Source organism: Actinomadura coerulea, assembly GCF_014208105.1.
GTDB classification, from domain to species: domain Bacteria; phylum Actinomycetota; class Actinomycetes; order Streptosporangiales; family Streptosporangiaceae; genus Spirillospora; species Spirillospora coerulea.
Map to the genome: position 1 here is coordinate 557,594 of NZ_JACHMQ010000001.1, position 18,406 is coordinate 575,999.

General features: G+C 72.9%; 18 protein-coding genes. 8 read left to right on the top strand and 10 right to left on the bottom strand.

Going from position 1 to position 18,406, the window contains the following annotated elements; all coding sequences use genetic code 11:
- The first annotated feature begins 24 nt into the window (after nt 1-24).
- Nucleotides 25-3,051 (top strand): bifunctional [glutamine synthetase] adenylyltransferase/[glutamine synthetase]-adenylyl-L-tyrosine phosphorylase, encoded by a 3,027-nt coding sequence (locus BKA00_RS02620; RefSeq protein ID WP_185023402.1) that lies wholly within the window; start codon nt 25-27, stop codon nt 3,049-3,051.
- Here BKA00_RS02620 and BKA00_RS02625 read toward each other — a convergent pair.
- Entirely contained in the window at nt 3,036-3,896 is an 861-nt protein-coding gene (locus BKA00_RS02625; RefSeq protein ID WP_230298499.1) for a phosphatase PAP2 family protein, read from the bottom strand. The two genes, BKA00_RS02620 and BKA00_RS02625, sit on opposite strands and share 16 nt — an antisense overlap.
- Before the next feature lie 267 nt (nt 3,897-4,163).
- Here BKA00_RS02625 and BKA00_RS02630 point away from each other — a divergent pair, with 267 nt between their 5' ends.
- A complete protein-coding gene (locus BKA00_RS02630; protein ID WP_221492987.1) occupies nt 4,164-5,738 on the top strand; it encodes an alpha/beta fold hydrolase in 1,575 nt (524 codons plus the stop codon).
- Between the two features lie 177 nt (nt 5,739-5,915).
- Nucleotides 5,916-6,497, top strand: a complete 582-nt coding sequence (locus tag BKA00_RS02635) for a hypothetical protein (protein ID WP_185023404.1) — start codon at nt 5,916-5,918, stop codon at nt 6,495-6,497.
- 124 nt (nt 6,498-6,621) lie between these two features.
- On the opposite strand, the gene BKA00_RS02640 is transcribed toward BKA00_RS02635, so the two are convergent.
- Nucleotides 6,622-7,014, bottom strand: coding sequence for an OsmC family protein (locus BKA00_RS02640; RefSeq protein WP_185023405.1), 393 nt, complete (start codon nt 7,012-7,014; stop codon nt 6,622-6,624).
- A gap of 61 nt (nt 7,015-7,075) precedes the next feature.
- Complete coding sequence (locus BKA00_RS02645; protein WP_185023406.1) at nt 7,076-9,211, bottom strand: DEAD/DEAH box helicase; 2,136 nt, start codon at nt 9,209-9,211, stop codon at nt 7,076-7,078.
- A 243-nt stretch (nt 9,212-9,454) separates the two neighbouring features.
- Between BKA00_RS02645 and BKA00_RS02650 the strand changes: the two genes are divergently transcribed.
- The 3 genes from BKA00_RS02650 (at nt 9,455) to BKA00_RS02660 (ending at nt 11,786) form a co-directional block, all read left to right on the top strand.
- Nucleotides 9,455-9,628: a hypothetical protein gene (locus BKA00_RS02650; RefSeq protein ID WP_185023407.1), complete on the top strand. Its 174-nt coding sequence runs from the start codon at nt 9,455-9,457 to the stop codon at nt 9,626-9,628.
- 187 nt (nt 9,629-9,815) lie between these two features.
- Entirely contained in the window at nt 9,816-11,051 is a 1,236-nt protein-coding gene (locus tag BKA00_RS02655) for a helix-turn-helix domain-containing protein (protein WP_185023408.1), read from the top strand.
- 57 nt (nt 11,052-11,108) lie between these two features.
- Nucleotides 11,109-11,786, top strand: coding sequence for a hypothetical protein (locus BKA00_RS02660; RefSeq protein WP_185023409.1), 678 nt, complete (start codon nt 11,109-11,111; stop codon nt 11,784-11,786).
- Between the two features lie 42 nt (nt 11,787-11,828).
- On the opposite strand, the gene BKA00_RS02665 is transcribed toward BKA00_RS02660, so the two are convergent.
- The 4 genes from BKA00_RS02665 to glnA all read right to left on the bottom strand — a co-directional run bounded on the left by BKA00_RS02665 (nt 11,829) and on the right by glnA (nt 14,632).
- Nucleotides 11,829-12,218: a VOC family protein gene (locus BKA00_RS02665; RefSeq protein WP_185023410.1), complete on the bottom strand. Its 390-nt coding sequence runs from the start codon at nt 12,216-12,218 to the stop codon at nt 11,829-11,831.
- A complete protein-coding gene (locus tag BKA00_RS02670) occupies nt 12,215-12,568 on the bottom strand; it encodes an ArsR/SmtB family transcription factor (protein WP_185023411.1) in 354 nt (117 codons plus the stop codon). Before BKA00_RS02670 ends, BKA00_RS02665 begins: the two co-directional genes overlap by 4 nt.
- Nucleotides 12,555-12,989, bottom strand: coding sequence for an SRPBCC domain-containing protein (locus BKA00_RS02675; RefSeq protein WP_185023412.1), 435 nt, complete (start codon nt 12,987-12,989; stop codon nt 12,555-12,557). Before BKA00_RS02675 ends, BKA00_RS02670 begins: the two co-directional genes overlap by 14 nt.
- A gap of 218 nt (nt 12,990-13,207) precedes the next feature.
- Nucleotides 13,208-14,632: a type I glutamate--ammonia ligase gene (gene glnA / locus BKA00_RS02680; RefSeq protein ID WP_185023413.1), complete on the bottom strand. Its 1,425-nt coding sequence runs from the start codon at nt 14,630-14,632 to the stop codon at nt 13,208-13,210.
- 154 nt (nt 14,633-14,786) lie between these two features.
- Here glnA and BKA00_RS02685 point away from each other — a divergent pair, with 154 nt between their 5' ends.
- Nucleotides 14,787-15,263, top strand: coding sequence for an RDD family protein (locus tag BKA00_RS02685; protein ID WP_185023414.1), 477 nt, complete (start codon nt 14,787-14,789; stop codon nt 15,261-15,263).
- 65 nt (nt 15,264-15,328) lie between these two features.
- Here BKA00_RS02685 and BKA00_RS02690 read toward each other — a convergent pair whose 3' ends face one another.
- Entirely contained in the window at nt 15,329-16,024 is a 696-nt protein-coding gene (locus BKA00_RS02690) for a DUF4191 domain-containing protein (RefSeq protein ID WP_179833709.1), read from the bottom strand.
- Between the two features lie 47 nt (nt 16,025-16,071).
- Nucleotides 16,072-16,998, bottom strand: a complete 927-nt coding sequence (lipA, locus tag BKA00_RS02695) for a lipoyl synthase (protein WP_185023415.1) — start codon at nt 16,996-16,998, stop codon at nt 16,072-16,074.
- A 204-nt stretch (nt 16,999-17,202) separates the two neighbouring features.
- On the opposite strand from lipA, the gene BKA00_RS02700 reads away from it, so the two are divergent.
- A complete protein-coding gene (locus BKA00_RS02700) occupies nt 17,203-17,703 on the top strand; it encodes a DUF1877 family protein (RefSeq protein ID WP_185023416.1) in 501 nt (166 codons plus the stop codon).
- On the opposite strand, the gene lipB is transcribed toward BKA00_RS02700, so the two are convergent.
- Nucleotides 17,685-18,398 carry a lipoyl(octanoyl) transferase LipB gene (gene lipB, locus BKA00_RS02705; protein ID WP_230298498.1) on the bottom strand — a complete coding sequence of 238 codons (714 nt, stop codon included), beginning with the start codon at nt 18,396-18,398 and terminating at the stop codon, nt 17,685-17,687. The two genes, BKA00_RS02700 and lipB, sit on opposite strands and share 19 nt — an antisense overlap.
- Between the last annotated feature and the right edge of the window lie 8 nt (nt 18,399-18,406).

The window sequence follows — 18,406 nt, forward strand, 5'->3', positions numbered from 1 at the left end:
CCGCACCGGATTACGGTTGGTCCTGTGACCGAGTCCTGGACCTCCGACCGCCGTCCCTCGCTCGCCGGACGCCTGGCGCGGCTCGGGTTCACCCACGCCGCGCGGGCGGAGCGGCTGCTCGCGGAGGCCGAGCGGGACGGCGCCGGACCCGGTGACCGGCTGCTCGACGCCCTCGGCGCCACCGCCGACCCCGACCTCGCCCTGGACGGCCTGCTGCGCCTGCTCCCCGCCGCCGGCGGCGAACTGCGCGCGGCGCTGGCCGGCGAGCCGGGGACGCGGGAGCGGCTGACCGCGGTGCTCGGGGTGAGCGCGGCACTCGGCGACCACCTGGCGCGGCACCCCGGCCACTGGCGCGTGCTGCGCGACGGCGCCGCCGGCCCGCTCGCGAGCCCCCGCGCCGACCTGCTGGCCGCCGTGGGCGCCGATCCGGCGGCGCCGGAGCCGGTGGCCCTCGCCGGCGACGCGCTCGTCGCGCTGCGCGTCGCCTACCGCCGCCGCCTCCTGGCGCTGGCGGGACGCGACCTGATCGGCGCGGCGGACGTCGCCGAGGTCGCCGCCGAACTGGCCGACCTCGCCGCCGCCGCGCTGGAGGCCGGCCTCGCGATCGCCCGCGCCGAGGTCCCCGGGCACGAGGCGTGCCGGCTCGCCGTGATCGGCATGGGCAAGTGCGGGGGCCGCGAGCTCAACTACGTCAGCGACGTCGACGTGGTCTTCGTGGCGGAGGCGCGGGACGCCGGCGGGACCGGCGAGGGGCGGGACGAGGACGCCGCGCTGCGCACCGCCACCCGGCTGGCGTCGGCGATGATGCGGGCCTGCTCGGCCACGACCGAGGAGGGCGCGCTGTGGGAGGTCGACGCGGCGCTGCGCCCCGAGGGCAGGTCCGGGCCGCTGGTGCGGACGCTCGCCAGCCACCGCGCCTACTACGAGCGGTGGGCCAAGACGTGGGAGTTCCAGGCGCTGCTGAAGGCCCGTCCCGTCGCGGGCGACGCCGGCCTCGGCGCCCGCTACCTCCACACGATCACCCCGATCGTGTGGAAGGCGGCCGAGGGCGAGAGCTTCGTCGAGGACGTCCAGGACATGCGGCGCCGCGTCGAGGCCGACCTGAACCAGCGCACCGCCGACTCCGAGCGGCAGCTCAAGCTCGGCCCGGGCGGGCTGCGCGACGTCGAGTTCGCGGTGCAGCTGCTCCAGCTCGTCCACGGCCGCGCCGACGAGACGCTCCGCAGCCCCACCACGCTGGACGCCCTGGCCGACCTGTCCCGGGGCGGCTACGTCGCCCGCGACGACGCGGCGGCGCTGGCGTCGGCGTACCGGTTCCTGCGGCGCGTGGAGCACCTCGTCCAGCTGCACCGGCTGCGCCGCACCCACCTCGTCCCGGACGACGAGGCCGGCCTGCGCCGCCTCGGCCGCGCCCTCGGCCTGCGCACCGACCCGGTGGGGGAGTTCACCGCGCTGTGGCGGCGGCACGCCCGGGAGGTCCGCCGCATCCACGAGAAGCTGTTCTACCGTCCGCTGCTGCGGGCCGTCGCGCGGCTGCCCGGGGAGGAGGCCCGGCTCACGCCGGAGGCGGCCCGGGTCCGGCTGGAGGCGCTCGGGTACGCCGACCCGGCGGGCGCGCTGCGGCACATCGAGGCGCTGACCGCGGGCGTGTCGCGGCGGGCCGCGATCCAGCGGACGCTGCTGCCGGTCATGCTCGGCTGGTTCGCCGACGCCCCCGACCCCGACGCGGGCCTGCTCGGGTTCCGGCAGGTCAGCGACGCCCTCGGGACCACGCCCTGGTATCTGCGGCTGCTGCGCGACGAGGTGACCGTCGCCGAGCGGATGGCGTGGGTGCTCGGCTCCAGCCGCTACGCCACCGACCTGCTGCTGCGCGCCCCCGAGGCGGTGGCCCTGCTGGGCAGCGACGCCGGCCTGGCCCCGCGCCCGGTCGAGGCGCTGCGCACGGAGGCGCTCGCCGCCGTCCGCCGCCACAAGGAGGGGGCCGGCGACCGCCCCGCCGAGGAGGCGGCCGGGGTGGTGCGGGCGCTGCGGCGCCGCGAGCTGTTCCGCGTGGCCGTCGCCGACCTGCTCGGCCGCGTGGACGTCCGGGAGGCGGGGGAGGCCCTCACCGGCATCTCGGCCGTCACCGTCGAGGCCGCGCTCCAGGTCGCCGTCAACAAGATCGAGATGGAGTCGCGCGGGCCGCTGCCGACCCGCATGGCGGTCGTGGCGATGGGCCGGTTCGGCGGGCACGAGCTCGGCTACGGCAGCGACGCCGACGTGATGTTCGTCCACGACCCGCTGCCCGGCGCGGACGAGGGCGCCGCCGGGCGGGCCGCGCACGCCGTCGCCGAGGAGCTGCGCCGGCTCCTCGCCCTGCCCGCCCCCGACCCGCCGCTGGTGATCGACCCGAACCTGCGCCCCGAGGGACGGCAGGGGCCGCTCGTGCGCACGCTCGCCTCCTACGCCGCCTACTACGCGCGCTGGTCGGAGCCCTGGGAGGCGCAGGCGCTGCTGCGCGCCGACCCGATGATCGGCGATGCGGGGCTGTGCGAGCGGTTCCGCGCGCTGGTCGACCCCGTCCGCTGGCCGGAGGGCGGCATCGGCGAGGACGCCGTCCGGCAGATCCGGCGGCTGAAGGCGCGGATGGAGTCCGAGCGGCTCCCGCGCGGCGTCGACCGGCGCCTGCACACCAAGCTCGGGCCGGGCGGGCTCGCGGACGTGGAGTGGGTCGCGCAGCTGCTCCAGCTCCGGTACGCCCACGACGTCCCGGCCCTGCGCACCACCCGCACGCTGGACGCGCTGGACGCCGCGGTCGAGACCCGCCTCCTGGACGCCGAGGACGCCGAGATCCTGGCCGAGGCGTGGTGCATGGCCACCCGGGTCCGGGGAGCGCTCATGCTGGTGCGGGGCCGCGCGTCCGATCTGCTGCCGACCGAGCACCACCGCGAGCGCAGCTCCGTGGCCCGCGTCCTCGGCTACCCCGCCACGGGCGACCTCCTGGAGGACTACCGCCGGCACGCCCGCCGCGCGCGCACCGTCGTGGACCGCGTGTTCTACGGGGCCGAGTGAGCCCCGGAGCGGTCCGTGCGCCGTCCGGACCGCTGGTGGAACCGGTGCGCGACGCGGGCCCTGGCGAGCAGGAGCGGCGCGGGGCAGCGCGTGTAGAGGATCCACGAGACCCACAGCGTGCCGCCGATGAGCGCCATGCCCGCCACCGCGTCCAGCACGTAGTGGTTGGCGGTGGACAGGATCACGATCACGGTGGTCGCGGGGTAGAGCACGCCGAGCAGCTTGGCCCAGTTCTGCGACGCCAGCCTGACCAGCACCAGCCCGCACCACAGCGACCACCCGGCGTGCATGGACGGCATGGCCGCGTACTGGTTGGTCAGGCTCCCGGACGCGTCGCTGGCGTACAGGCCGAGCGAGTGCAGCGCGGTCACCGGGTCGACGAAGCCCTCGCTGTGCAGGAACCTCGGCGGCGCCAGCGGGTACAGCCAGAAGCCGATCAGCGCCACCCCGGTGGCGATCATGATGGACGTGCGGAGCCACCGGTAGTGCTGCGGCCGGTAGCGGTACAGCCACACGACGATGGCGAGCGTCACGATGAAGTGCATCGTGGCGTAGAAGACGTTCGCGGTCCGCGCCAGCCACGGCACGGTCAGCAGCGTCTGGTTGAGGTGCAGCTCGATGTCCAGCCCCAGGAAGCGCTCGGCGCGCAGGATCTCGTCGGCGTGCGCGAACGCCGGCCCGGTGCCGTCCTGAACCAGGACGATCCGCGTCAGCGTATAGCCGGTGTAGAACAGGACGACCAGCAGGAGCTCACGCCAGACCGGGGGCGCGGTGATGACCCGGCGCCGCATTCCGGTGGCGCCGGCCTCGCTTCTGCGGGCCGCTGGGGGGGCGGATTGAGCCATGCTACCTATCTTTGCCGCCGGGTCCTTGATTGAGATCACCGCGACGAATGGTCTTCATCTCAGACCTGAGTAGTACGACCCTGATGCGGTATCCGGACTTTCGGGGGAGGGCCTGGGGCACACCGGGGGTATCCCGGCTCCGCCCGCCTCCCGCGCGGAGCCCGTTGAGTTGATCAGGAGTCAGCATAGAGGGCCATGGGTAGGTCCCGATCGCTTCAGGCGATGCGATCGGAGGGACGAATGGCCAGGTACCGGGGGATTGCAGGTGTGGTGCCGTCGGGCGCCACGATCCTGGCCGCCTTAACGCTCCTGTCCCTCTCCGGGGGGACGGGCCTCGCGCGCACGTCGCCCCGCACGGCGACCGTCACCGCTCCCGCGGCGGGCGACGCTCCGGGCGCGCCGGCCGGCATCCCGCCGGGAGCCGCCCCCCGGCTGTCGTGGGGGCGCTGCACCGGCCTGCCGTCCCCGCCGCCCAAGACCAAGCCGCCACGCGGGCTCCGCTGCGCGGCGCTCCCGGTGCCGCTCGACCACGCCCGGCCGTCCGGCGAGAAGATCGAACTCGCGCTGGTCAAGGTGCCGGCGGCCGACCCGCGCCGGCGCATCGGCTCGCTGGTGTTCAACTTCGGCGGCCCCGGCGGGGAGGGCGTCGACACGCTCGCGCAGGCCGCGGGCCAGTACGCCGATCTGCGCGCCCGCTACGACCTGATCGGCCTCGACCCGCGCGGCGTCGGCCGCAGCAGCCCGGTGGCCTGCGCGGACGACCGCCGCATGGACGCGCTCGCCGCCATGGACGACAGCCCCGACACCGCCGCCGAGGAGCGGACGTACGAGGCCGGCCGCGCCGAGTACGTGCGCCGGTGCGAGGCGCGGTCGGGGCGGCTGCTGCCGCACGTCGGCACCGCCGACGCCGCCCGCGACCTCGACCTGGTCCGCGCCGCCGTCGGCGACGAGCGGCTGCACTACTTCGGCATCTCCTACGGCACCTGGCTCGGCGGGAACTACGCGCACCAGTTCCCCGCCAGGGTGGGCCGCGCCGTCCTGGACGGGGCCGTCGACACCAGGCTCGGCCGCACGGGCCTGGCCCTCCAGCAGGCGGCCGCGTTCCAGCGCGCCCTCGGCGGCTTCGGCGCCGCCTGCGCGCGGCTCGGGAAGAAGGGATGCCCCCTCGGAACCGGCGGCCCGTCCGTCGTGGCATCCGTCGGCCGGTTCCTGGCCGGGCTCGACCGGCGCCCGCTCCGCACGTCGTCCGGGCGCGCGCTCACCCAGAGCCTCGGCACGACCGGCGTCGCCGCCGCCCTCTACTCCCGTGACGCCTGGCCGTACCTCGCGCAGGGCCTGGTCGACGCGGTGAAGCGCCGCGACGGGTCGCTGCTGCTGATGCTCGCCGACGCCCAGAACGGGCGGCGGCGCGACGGAACCTACAGCAACCTCTCCGCCGCCAACACCGCCATCACCTGCGCCGACAGCACCGACCGGCCCACCGCGGGCGACGTGCGGCGGCTGCTGCCGCGCTTCCGCGAGGCCTCGCCGGTCTTCGGGACGTCGCTGGCGTGGGGCCTGCTCCAGTGCACGGGCTGGCCGGTGCAGGGCGACCCCGCCGCGCGCGAGGTGTCGGCCCCGTCCGCCGCGCCGATCCTCGTCGTCGGCAACACCGGCGACCCCGCCACCCCCTACGCGTGGGCCTCCGCGCTGACGGAGGCGCTCGGGGGGCGGGCCACCCTCCTCACCCTCAGGGGAGAGGGGCACGGCTCCTACGACACCGGCGACCCCTGCGTCCGCGAGGCCGTGCACGCCTACCTCCTGCGCGGCACGGTGCCCGCCCCCGGCGCGACCTGCGGCTAGCCGCCGGCGGGCCCGTCGTCGGGCCGTGGAACTGCCGCCCGAACCGGGGCCCCTGAACGAGTAATACGGGGCCCTACGGCCCTAGAGGCCCTGTCTTCAGTTTTCCTATCTTCGTGTTGATTCGACCGGAGACAATGAATTCACCGTCCCAAAAAACGGTGACGGGAAGGCGGAAGAATGGCCGAGGGAAACGACAGGAACCGTCCCGCGACTCGACGCCGTGCCGCGCTCGTCGCGGCCGTCGGCGCCACCGCCCTGGGAGGCGTGGCCGCCACCGGGCTGCTGGTGTCCGGCGGAGCGTCCCACCAGGCGTCGGCCGGGCGCGTGGCCGCGCACTCCGGCGTCGCGGCCTCCGCGCCCGTCGCCCAGGGGAACCAGGCCGGCGGCGGCGTCCAGGGGATGACCTCGAAGCGGAAGCGCGAGCAGTGCAGGACCGTTGACCGCTACATCCCGTACCACAGCGCCCTCCACCTGCAGAAGATCCAGTGGCATTCCAGCGTCCGATACTGCTGGACCGGCAAAAAGGTGCGAATCGTCCGGGCGAGCAGTTACCTCAAGCCCGAATCATCCACGATCACGGCCGACCCGAAGCCCAACAGGGTCGTCTACAACAAAAAGCATTCGGCCGTCACCGTGATGGTCAGCTCCGACGTGGCATGGAACACGCCGTGGGGGGCGACCTACAACCATCCCAAGGTGCAGTACCGGATGTGGGCGATCAACGGCGCGCACACCTACAAGCCGATCTCGACCTCCTGAACCGCCGTACTCCAGGTGGGCGTCGACGGCCCCCGGACCCGGCCCGGAGAGGCCGCACGCGCGAAGGCCGTCGACGCCCAGGCCGGCCTGACCACCGGATCCCGGTGGTCAGGCCGGGAAGTCGTCACACGACCTGGTCGACCTTCATCGGCTCCCGCAGCGCGTTGCCGACGGTGCAGTACTTCTCGTGGACGCGCGCGGCCACGGCCTTCAGGACGTCCTCGGCCTCGTCGTCCCCTTCGGGGAGCTCGACGTCATAGGTGACCGTGATCGTTCCGAGCGTGCTCGTCGCGACCTTGTCGGCCTGGACGGTCGCGGCGAGCCGCGCCATCCGGTGCCCCCGCTTGGCCGTCAGCGGCTCGACGGTGACCAGCTCGCAGCCGCCGAGCGCCGCCAGCAGCAGCTCGACCGGCGTGAAGGCGCCCTCGGTGTCCCCGTCGCCGATCGCGACCGCCGCGCCCCGGCCGTTGACGGCCCGGAAGCCGTCCTCGGTGCGCTCCACCCTGACGTCCGCCATGAAATCCCCTTAGTTCGGCTGGTCTCGCCCGCATGAACGCGGACGCCTCCCGCGTTCTTCCCTACGTCCCGAGCCTCTCCTGCTCCTGCGCCACGATCTGCCGGGCGAGATCGCGCTCGGAGATGTCGACCGCGTCGGGCGTCTGCTCCGCCAGGTCGCTGCGCCGCGCGTACTCGTCGAAGAGCATGGTCTTGACGTGCAGGATCTCCAGCATCCGCTCGTCCACGCTGCGGGGCGTCAGCAGCCGGTGCACCTGGACGGTCCGCACCTGCCCCATCCGGTGCGCCCGCGCGATCGCCTGCGTCTCCATGGTCGGCTTCACCTGCGGCTCGCAGAGGATCACCACGGACGCCGCCTGGAGGTTCAGCCCGACCCCGCCGGCCTGGATCTGCGCGAGCAGCACGGCGTGCCCCGGCTCGGCGGCGAACGCGTCCACGATCTCCTGCCGCCGCGCCGGCGGCGTCTCACCCGAGATCGGCCCGCGGCTCCGCGGCCCGAGCGCCTCCCCGACCGCGGCCAGCACGTCCCGGAAGTAGGAGAACACCACGACCTTCAGGTCGTTCTCGGCGGCCTCGTCCACCAGCTCCTTCAGCCGGTCGAGCTTGGCCGACCGCTTCGGCACGGCGTAGGCCGCCCGGCGCATCGCCATGAAGTTCCCCGCCGCCACGGCCTTGCGGTAGGCGGCGGCGTCCGCCCGGCTGAACTCCTCCAGCTCATCCACGTGAACGACCTCGGGCAGCTCGACGAGAACGTCCCGCTGGTTGCGCCGCAGGTACACCGGCGCGACCGCCGACCGGAACGCCCGCGCGCCCATCGCCGCGTCGTGCGGGCGGACCCGCTCGGCCAGGTCGGGCCGCAGGTGCGCCACGAGGCTGCGGAACTCCTCGACCCGGTTCTCCATCGGCGTCCCGGTGAGGAACAGCACGTTCTCCGTCCTGCGGCACCACTGCGCCACGGCGCGGGCGCGGCGCGTCTCGTGGTTCTTGGCGTAGTGGGCCTCGTCCACCACGAACATGCCGATCTCCACGTCCTCCGGGACGTTCAGGCTGTGCAGCGTGGCGAGCGTCGTCACGGCGATGCCGCCGTCGCCGGCCCACTTGCGCAGCGCCGCCGCGCGCCCGGACCCGTGCAGCGGGTGCGCGGCGATCGCGCTGCGGGTCTCGATCTCCCGGACCCAGTTGATCAGCACGCTCGCCGGGCACGCCACCAGGAAGTGCGTCGCGCCCCGCGCCCGCAGGTGGGCCATCGCCGCGATCGCCTGGACCGTCTTCCCGAGCCCCATCTCGTCGCCCAGGATCACCCGCTTCTGGACGAGCGCGAACCGCGCCCCGAACGCCTGGTACCCGCGCAGCGACACCCGCCGGAACTCGTCGTCGAGAGGCTGCGCCTTGACCCGCGCCGCGAGGTCGCCCGGCAGGAACCCCTCGGCGGCCTCCCGCTCCGGGTCCGCCGCCGCGAGCTCCGCGAGGAGGGTCTGGTACTCGGCCGCCCGCAGCTCGAAGTCGATCCACGCCTCGTCCGGCGACACGTGCGGGCGCAGCAGGTCGACCGACGCCTGGGACATCAGCAGCCGGGCGCCGCGCGCCTCCTCGCCGGCGAGGGCCTCCGCCAGCTCGCCGACGGCCGCTCGCGCCCGCTCGCGCCGCGCCGGCGGCGTGAGGAGCCTGCGCCACCACGACCCGGCCGGCCGCGCGTCCTGCACCAGCGGCGCGATCCGCTCGTCCACCTCCTCGGCGGCGGCCCGCGCCCGCGGCAGCTCCGGCCCCGCGTTCACCAGCCGGTGCAGCGCCACGACGGCGGGCGTCATCGCCTCGTCCCGCCGGTCGACGTCGATCCGCACCGTGACCGAGCTCTCCGCCGCCTCCGCGAGGCTCCCGGCCGCCGCGTGGAGCTGCCGCGCCGTCTGGGGCCCGATCCCGGGAAGCAGTTGGAGCTTGTACGGGGTCGAGTCCAGCACGTCCACGACGCTGGTGAACCCGGCCTCTTCCAGCGGCCCGAGCCGGAGCCGCCCGTCGGTGACGTCCTTCAGCCGCGCCAGCGGGATCGACCCCAACTGCTCGCGCGCCGCCTCGGCCCGCAGCGGCGCCAGCGCCGCGTGCACGTCGGCCAGCGCCCGCCGATGGTCGGCGACCAGGTCCCGCGCGGCCTCCAGCAGCGCGAACCCGCCCCTCAGGACGTCCTTGGCCTCATGCGCCATCCCGACCCCTAACCCGCGCGCTCGGCCCACATGATGCCAGCCGCCCACCGGTGCGCCGGCCGCCCCGGCGCAAGCCGACCTCTCACGACCCCCCACCGTAGGCCGCCCCACCGACACCCCCGGCCCGGCGACCCGGAAAGCCGGTTGCGGGCCACCCGCTTCCCCGGACGGTCTCCGGCGACCCGGCTCAGCCGGGTTGTCATGGCAGTTTCGGTCTCACGTAACCAAAGGAGAGCAACACAGATGACTGCTAACCCTTCCGGGCAGAAGCCCGAGGAGCAGGCTCCCCAGGAGAACCAGTCGACCGTGGCCGGTGATTCCGCCTACGAGCAACGACGGGCCGCGGAGCACGACGCGGGCGTCGCGAACGGCACGGTGACCCCGGAGGAGCCGCCGCACCCCCTCTCATGGGGATGATCGGCTGATCCTCTGATCACTGAGCCACGAGAGGCGGCCCCCGGGCCGCCTCTCGTTTTCTTTTCGGGCCGCGCGTCGGCAGACCCGCCGCAGTGAAGAGAATGCGGCCTCGCGGGCGCTCTCATGACACGCGAAGCGCCCCGCGCCTAGCCTGGGAGCGTCGAGTTCTCAGGAAGGTGCAGGGCCTATGAGCGACCGCAGCCTCGATCCGGCCGACCCGAACCTGACTGTCGGGCAGCGCATCCGGTACTACCGGCGCCGACGGGGCATGTCCCGGGATGTTCTGGGCGGGCTCATCGGCCGGAACGGGCGATGGGTGAAGGCCGTCGAGCGCGGCGAGATCCTGCAGCCGAAACTCCCCACCCTGCTGAGCATCGCGGAGGCGCTCAAACTCCGCGACGTCGCCAGGCTCACGGGCGGCGACCCCGTTCCGATGAGCATGTTCCGCGGCCCCGGGCACCCCGCCCTGCCCGCCGTCCGGGACGCGATCAACGCCGTGTCCGCGTCGACGGCGGAGGCGCCCCCGCCGCTGGCGCACCTGCAAGCCCGGCTCGACGCCGCGTGGCGGGCCCGGCACGCGGCCCCCGATCACCGGACCGTCCTCGGGACGCTGCTCCCGGACATGATCCGGGACGCCAAGCGCGCCGTCCGCGCGTACGAGGGCGCCGACCGGCGGCGCGCCCTCGCGATACTCGCCGGGGTCTACAACCTCGCGCAGTTCTTCGTCGCCTACCAACCGTCCGCCGATCTCCTCTGGAGAATCGTCGAGCGGTCCATCATGGCGGCCGAGGAGTCCGAGGACCCGCGCGCGTTCGGCAGCGCCGTCTGGCTCGCCGCGCAGGCGCACCGCGACGCCGGGGATTTCGACGCGGCAGAGGTCGTCAACCGCGAGGGCCTCGACGTGATCCGCCCGCATCTGGACGGCGCCGACGACGACCTGCGCGCCATCTGGGGTGCGCTGCATCATGAGGTCGCCTACACCGCGGCGCGCGCGGGCCAGTCCGGGACGGCATGGCGGTGGTGGGACCGCGCCGACCGCATCGCCCGATCCCTCCCGCCGGGCCATTTCGACCCGATGACGTCGTTCTCGCGGGTCATCATGGACGCCCACAGCGTCACCATCGCCGTCGAGCTCCGGCAAGGCGGCGAGGCGCGCAAGCAGGCGCGGCGGGCCGAGCGCGCGGCCATCCCGTCGCAACCGCGACTAGGGCGGCACCTGATCGAGGTGGCGCGCGCATGGCAGCTGGCGGACGGCCCGGCCGCCGCTCTCGGTGCCCTGGGCAGGGCCTACACGGCGGCGCCGGAAACGATCCGCTACAACGGATACGCGCGGCGTATGACGCTGGAGTTCGCCAAGGAGGGTTCGCCGCAGACTCGCCAAGGTGCGCGAAATCTCGCCGACCGGATCGGCCTGCTCGTCTGAGGCAGGGGACAGGAATCCTGTCCGTTCGGGACACCGCACCCAGCGATCCTGCGATGCATGACTCACTCGAAAGCGCTGATCCCGGAGGATTCCGAGGGGCGGCTTGCCGCGCTGCGCGCGGAGTTCCCCGCCTGGACGATCGAATGCGCCGACACCTCGCCCCTCTACCGCGCCGTCCGGTCGAGCGGTGAGGGAGAGCGTCTCGGCGCGGGCTCGTACTCCGCTCTGCGGCGGCTGCTGTACGAGGCCGACACGGCCGACTGCGAGCGCGCCTTACTGGCGCTGAGCAAGGAGCTTAGGGCGCGCGGCGCCTCGGCCATCCGGCACAGCGCCAGCATCGTCACAAGGACCCGGACCGGGACCGCCCGGACGGTCGGCGCGTCCCGCAGGCGCTTCATCTGGGATTCGGGCCTCGACCTCGGCCCTCTCGACGCCGTGGACGAGGTCGCCGTGAAGATCGTGCGGCTGCTCGGCCTGGGGTTGCACCCGCAGCTCGCCGCGCTGGCCCGGCGCATGGGTGTGCGCGGCTACCGCGTGGACATCGGCGCCCCCGAGATCACCGTGACCGCCGACGGCGGCGGGACGCCGCGCGCCGTGCGGATCACCTGTGAGGCGCGGCCCACCGACGAGGACCGCGACTGGTTCTGGACGCACTGGGGCGACCCGATCGCCGAGGCCATGGACATCACCGGCGCGGAGGTCGTGCTCGTCGGTCTCCTGACGGCCCGGCGATGAGCCGGAACCGGTCCGGGGCACGTACGCCTGGCCCGCCACCGGTCAGGAGGGGGCCTGGTCCTCGTCGGCGAGGCGGACGATGTGCGGGATGCCGACCGGGTTGCTGATCCAGTGGGCGTCCATGCCGGCGGGGAACGGCTCCAGCTCGTCCTGGACGGCGACACCGTGCGCGGCCAGGTGCCTGGTCGCGGCGTCCACGTCATCGGTGAAAAGCTCAAGCCACAGGTCGGCCCGCGCGTAGTTGTCGACGCGGTCGAACCACAGCGTCACCGGGCCGAGCTGCACCTTGGCGCACTGGTCCACGACGCCTCCGCTGTTCTCGTCGGTGACCTCCATACCCAGGACGTCGCGGTAGAAGGCGACGGTGCGGTCGAACTGCGCCTTGGGCAGCTTCATGGCGATGTTGTGGCCGCCGCGGAATGTCGGACTCATATGTCGTTCCCCCTGTTGCGTTCGAGATGGTCGTGCAGTGCGCTGAGGTGGCCGTCCCAGTCGCGCGCCAGCGCGGCGAGGAACGACTGGGCCACGGCCACCGGTCCGGTCTGCAGCCGGTAGCGGATCCGGCGCCGCTCCCCGGCCTCCGCCCGGACCAGTCCGGCATCGGACAGCAGGCCGAGGTGCTTGGCGATCGCCTGGCGCGAGATGGGGAGCCGGGCGGCCAGGTCGGTCGCGGTCGCCGGGCCGCGCGCCGCGAGCTCGGCGAGGATGCCCCGCCGGGTCGGGTCGGCCAGCGCGGTGAAGACCGCCTGGGCGACGGGTTCGGCCTGGTCAGGGTGCGGCATCGAGGTACCCGGCCAGCTCGGCCAGCTCCATCCGCCACCCGTGGGCGTTGCTCTCGTAGGCGCCGGCCAGTTGGTCCGGCAGCTGGGCGAAGCCGCTCTCCACGACCGTCACTCGGGTGCCCGATCCGGTCGGCTCCAATGTGAACTCCACGTAGGTGCGCCGCGGATCGCCCGCCGGCAGCCCTTCGATCGCCCACGTGTAGGCGAACCGGCGGGGCGGCTCGACGACCTGGATCCAGAGGGTGAACTCGCCCTGGCCGTCCCACCGCACCCGGGCCTCGCCACCGGGCCGCAGGTCGTCGATCTCCGCGTGGGAGCCGAACCAGCCGCCGAGCCCTTCGGCGGTGGTCAACGCCGCCCACACCCGCTCGGGCGGGTGGGCGAGTTCGAGCGTCCGCTCGATGCGATCCGGGACGGGCACGGCACCCCCTATGGCAACTAATCGGTTGCCATAGAAGCTATCACAACCGACAGGTTGCGATACTTTCCATCGCGATCGGTTATGGACGCACCGGGGCGACCCGATCGCCGAGGCCATGGAAACACCGGCGCGGAGGTCGGGCTCGTCGCTCGCGTGGAGCAAGGGCCGAAACAGGCGAGGCGCGCTGTCGGATCACTCCGTCAGCGCGCCTCCGCGGCCTAGATGTCGTAGTACAGCTCGAACTCGTGGGGGTGGGGGCGGAGGCGGATGGGGTCGATCTCGAACTCGTTCTTCATCGAGATGTAGGTCTCGATGAGGTCCGGGGTGAAGACGCCGCCTTCCAGCAGGTAGTCGTGGTCGGCCTCCAGGGCGGTGAGGACCTCGGGGAGGCTGCCGGGGACCTGCGGGATGGCGCGGGCCTCCTCGGGCGGCAGCTCGTAGAGGTCCTTGTCGACCGGCTCCGGGGGCTCGATCTTGTTCTTGATGCCGTCCAGGCCGGCCATCAGCATCGCGGAGAAGGCCAGGTAGGGATTGCAGGCCGGGTCCGGGACGCGGAACTCGATGCGCTTGGCCTTCGGGTTCGAGCCGGTGATCGGGACGCGGATGCAGGCGGAGCGGTTGCGCTGGGAGTAGACCAGGTTGACCGGGGCCTCGTAGCCGGGGACGAGGCGGTGGTAGCTGTTCACCGTGGGGTTGCTGAACGCCAGCAGGGACGGGGCGTGCCGGAGCAGGCCGCCGATGTAGTAGCGGGCGTTGTCCGACAAGCCCGCGTAGCCGACCTCGTCGTAGAAGAGGGGCGAGCCGTCCTTCCAGAGGGACTGGTGGCAGTGCATGCCCGACCCGTTGTCACCGAAGATCGGCTTCGGCATGAACGTGACGGTCTTGCCCGCGGCGCGCGCGACGTTCTTCACGATGTACTTGTAGAGCATCAGGTTGTCGGCCGTCTTCAGCAGCGTGTCGAAGCGGAAGTCGATCTCGGCCTGGCCGGCGGTGCCGACCTCGTGGTGCTGCATCTCGACGTGGATGCCCGACTCGATGAGCTGGGCCACCATCTCCGAGCGCAGGTCGGTGTAGTGGTCCATCGGCGGGACGGGGAAGTAGCCGCCCTTGTAGGGGGGCTTGGCGCCGAGGTTGCCGCCGGGCTCCTCGCGGCCGGTGTTCCAGGCGCCCTCGATCGAGTCGAGGTAGTAGTAGCCGGCGTTCTGCTTCGTCTCGAAGCGGACGTCGTCGAAGATGTAGAACTCGGCCTCGGGCCCGAAGAAGCAGGTGTCGGCGATGCCGGTGCCGCGCAGGTAGTCCTGGGCCTTGCGCGCGATGTTGCGCGGGTCGCGGCTGTAGGGCTCGCCCGTCAGCGGGTCGTGCACGAAGAAGTTCAGGATCAGCGTCTTGTGCTGGCGGAAGGGGTCCAGGACGGCGGTGGCCGGGTCCGGCAGCAGGAGCATGTCGGACTCGTGGATCTCCTGGAAACCGCGGACCGACGACCCGTCGAACATCAGCCCGTCGGTGAAGACGTTCTCGCCGAAGCTCTCGACGGGGAAGGTGAAGTGCTGCATCTTGCCCGGCAGGTCCACGAACCGGCAGTCGACGAATCGAACACCTTCGTTCCTGATGTAGCTCAGGACCTCTTCGGCGCTGCTGAACATCCAGCCTCCTCAGGGCGGTTCTCGGCTTCCACGACGCTATGTCCGCGCCGTTTCCCGACCATGTCTCATGTGTTTCCAGTGTGTTACGGGTCACTTCGGGCCTCCCCTCCGGAGCCGCGTCCGAACCTTCGGAAGGACGGGATAGCGTAGGGGCATGAGCGGTGGTAAGGCGGCCGGGCCGCGGTGGACGCAGACATGGCTCGGCGGGGCGCGCTCGGCCGGGGCCGACCTCGGCGAGCCCGGCAAGCGGATCGGCCTGCCCGAGAGCGGCAGCGGCTCCGTCGCGCCCTACGGCCGCCGGCTCCTCGCCCTGTTCGTCGACTGGGGCCTGTCGATGCTGGTGGCGAGCCTGCTCGCGCGCTCGTTCGGGTGGGAGCCCGCCGAGCGCAGCAGCTGGACGCTGCTCATCTTCGGCCTCCAGGCATGGGTGCTCACCGCGTTCCTCGGCACGACGATCGGCAAGCGGCTGTGCGGCATCCGGGTGGTCCGGCTGGACGGCCGCCCCGTCGGCCTCGGCTGGGCCCTCGCGAGGACGCTGCTTCTCCTCCTGGTCATTCCCGCGCTTATCTGGGACCGTGACTACCGGGGCATGCACGACCGGGCGAGCAACACGGTCGTCGTCTCCAATTAGGCGGACGGAAAAGCCGGCCCGGAAACGAGAAAGCGCCCCCGAAGGGGCGCTTTTTTCGTTGGGCGTCAGCGCAGTTTGGGCTTCGGGCCCTTCGGCATCTTCGCGCCCCTGGGCATCGGGCCCTTCGGCATCTGCATCGAGCGGGGGAGCGCCTGGAGGCGGTCGTTCAGCTCGGCGACCTGGCCCTTGGTGAGGTTGCGGGGAAGCTTCATCAGGTGCCGCTGGAGCTTGTCGACCGGGACCTGGCCCTCGTCGTCGCCGACCTGCACGTCGTAGATCGGCACCTGCTGGGCGGCGCGGGAGATGCGCTTCTTCTCCGCGCCGAGCAGCGGGCCGACGCGGCTGCGCGGGCCCTCCGAGACGAGCACCACGCCCGGGCGCCCCACCGCGCGGTGCACCATGTCGAGGTTGCGGTTGCCGCTGACCGCCTCGGTCACCGACCAGTTTCCGCGCATGTTCTTCAGGATCGCGGCGGCGGCGCCGGGCTGCCCGGCGATCACCTTGTACTGCGCGCGCTGCGCCAGCTGCCCGAAGACGATCATGCCGACGGCGAACGCGGCGAGGATGCCCAGCGGGATGAAGAACCACAGCTGGCCGATGAGCAGCCCGATGAGGATGACGACGACCAGCGCCCCGATCGCGGAGGCGAACACGATCGGCAGGGCCTTCGGGTCGGCCTGGCGGAGCACCTGGGCGACCATGCGGATCTGCTTGAGGCGCCCTGGACTCTCCTGGGCCCCGTCCGTGGGCTTTTTCGACATGCGTCCCAGGATAGTCCGGTCGGGCGGCCCTCCCGACAGCCAGGTCGTCAGCCGCGCGCGGAGACGGCCTGCTTGTAGAGGCGGCCGGCGCGGTAGCTGGAGCGCACCAGCGGCCCCGACATCACGCCCGCGAAGCCGATCTCCTCGGCCTCGGCCGACAGCTCGACGAACTCCTCCGGCTTGACCCACCGCTCCACCGGGTGGTGCCGGGGGCTCGGCCGCAGGTACTGGGTGATCGTGATGAGCTCGCAGCCGGCCTCGTGCAGGTCGCGCAGCGCCTGCGAGACCTCCTCGCGGGTCTCGCCCATGCCGAGGATCAGGTTCGACTTGGTGACCAGGCCTTCCTCGCGCGCCCGGGTGATGACCTCCAGGGACCGCTCGTAGCGGAACCCGGGACGGATCCGCTTGAAGATCCGCGGGACGGTCTCCACGTTGTGCGCGAGCACCTCCGGCCGGGACGAGAACACCTCGGCGAGCTGCTCGGGGACGGCGTTGAAGTCGGGGATGAGCAGCTCGACGCCGCAGCCGGGGACCGCGGCGTGGATCCGCCGGACGGTCTCGGCGTACAGCCAGGCGCCGCCGTCCTCCAGGTCGTCGCGGGCGACGCCGGTGATGGTCGCGTACTTCAGCCCCATCGTGGCGACGGACTCGGCGACGCGGCGCGGCTCGTCGCGGTCGAGCGCGGCGGGCTTCCCGGTGTCGATCTGGCAGAAGTCGCAGCGCCGGGTGCACTGGTCGCCGCCGATGAGGAAGGTGGCCTCGCGGTCCTCCCAGCATTCGAAGATGTTGGGACAGCCGGCCTCCTGGCACACCGTGTGCAGGCCCTCGGACTTCACCAGGCCGGTGAGCTCGCGGTACTGCGGGCCCATCTTCATCCGGGTCTTGATCCACTCGGGCTTGCGCTCGATCGGGGTCTGGCTGTTGCGCGCCTCGACGCGCAGGAGCTTGCGTCCCTCAGGTGTCACCGTCGTCACGGGTCCCAGGGTACGTCCCGATCAGCGGTACCGGCACACCGGCGGCCCGCCGCGGGAGCAGCATCGAAGCCGTATCGGACCGATCTCGAACGTATGACGGTACTCCGGCGGTGCGGCCGATTCGCGTGTTTCGGCCATCTCCGTCAATGGATCTCTCTAGGGTGACTCCCTGTCGTCACGCAACAGCTCAGCAGGAGGACCACCGTGGGTCTGGCAATGTCGTACCTCAGGGTGCCGCCCGTGCTGGAGGGAGAGGCCGACCCGGGCCGGATCGCGCGCCACGTCTTCGGCGACGCGAACTGGCGGCGGCGCGGCTCGGCCGTGCTGTTCGAGCTCGGCTGGGCGTGGCAGGCGATGCACTACCTCGTCACCGGCGACCCGTGGGAGGGCCGCCAGCCCGAGGCCGACGTCGTGTGCGGCGGCCGGCTGCTCACCGAGGACGGCGCCGACGAGCTCGGCATGGACGTCATCTACCTCGCCCCCGAGCGCGTCAAGCCCGCCGCCGACCACCTGGCCGCGACGCCGTTCGCCGCGATCGCGGGACGCTACGACCCGCCCGCGATGGTCCGGGCGGGCGTCCAGGACGCGGGGAGGCTGGACGACGCCGCCCGCGAGCGGGTCTTCCAGCCCGCCTACGGGGGGCTGGGCGAGTTCTTCCGGCTCGCCGCGACCGAGGGCCAGGCCGTCTACAAGGTGATGGCCTGACCGAGGATCCCGAGCTGCGCCGTGGTGCGGTGGAACGTCTCCGCCGCGCCCAGCGCCTCCGCCAGGTGCCGTTCCACGAGCGGGACGACCTCGGCGACCGTCACCGCGCGGCCCAGCTCGCGGCTGAGGTTGGTCGACCCGACGTCGCGGATCCCGCAGGCGACGATCTTGTCGAACCAGCCCATGTCGTTGTCGCAGTTGAGCATGAAGCCGTGCATCGCGACGCCGCGCGCCACCCGGATCCCGATCGAGCCGATCTTGCGGTCAGGGGTCCCGCGGACCCACAGTCCGCTGCGCCCCTCCACCGTCGCCGTCTCCAGCCCGAGATCGGCGCAGACGTCCATCATCATCCGCTCCAGCAGCCGCACGTAGCCGACGACGTCCACCGGGTCGGGCAGCCGGACGATCGGGTAGCCGGTGAGCTGCCCGGGGCCGTGCCAGGTGATCTTCCCGCCGCGGTCGACGTCCACGACCGGGGCGCCGGGGTCGCCGAACGGGCGGTCGAGCGCCTCCGTCCGCTTGCCCGCCGTGTAGACGGGCCGGTGCTCCAGCAGCAGGACGGTGTCGGGGATCGCGTCGTCCACCCGCAGCGCGTGGGTGCGCTTCTGCAGCTCCCACCCGTCCTCGTAGGGGACGGCGGCCGCGCCGAACCCCGCGTGCACCACGACCAGCTCGCGTACGTCCACATCGCTCACACGGGCCA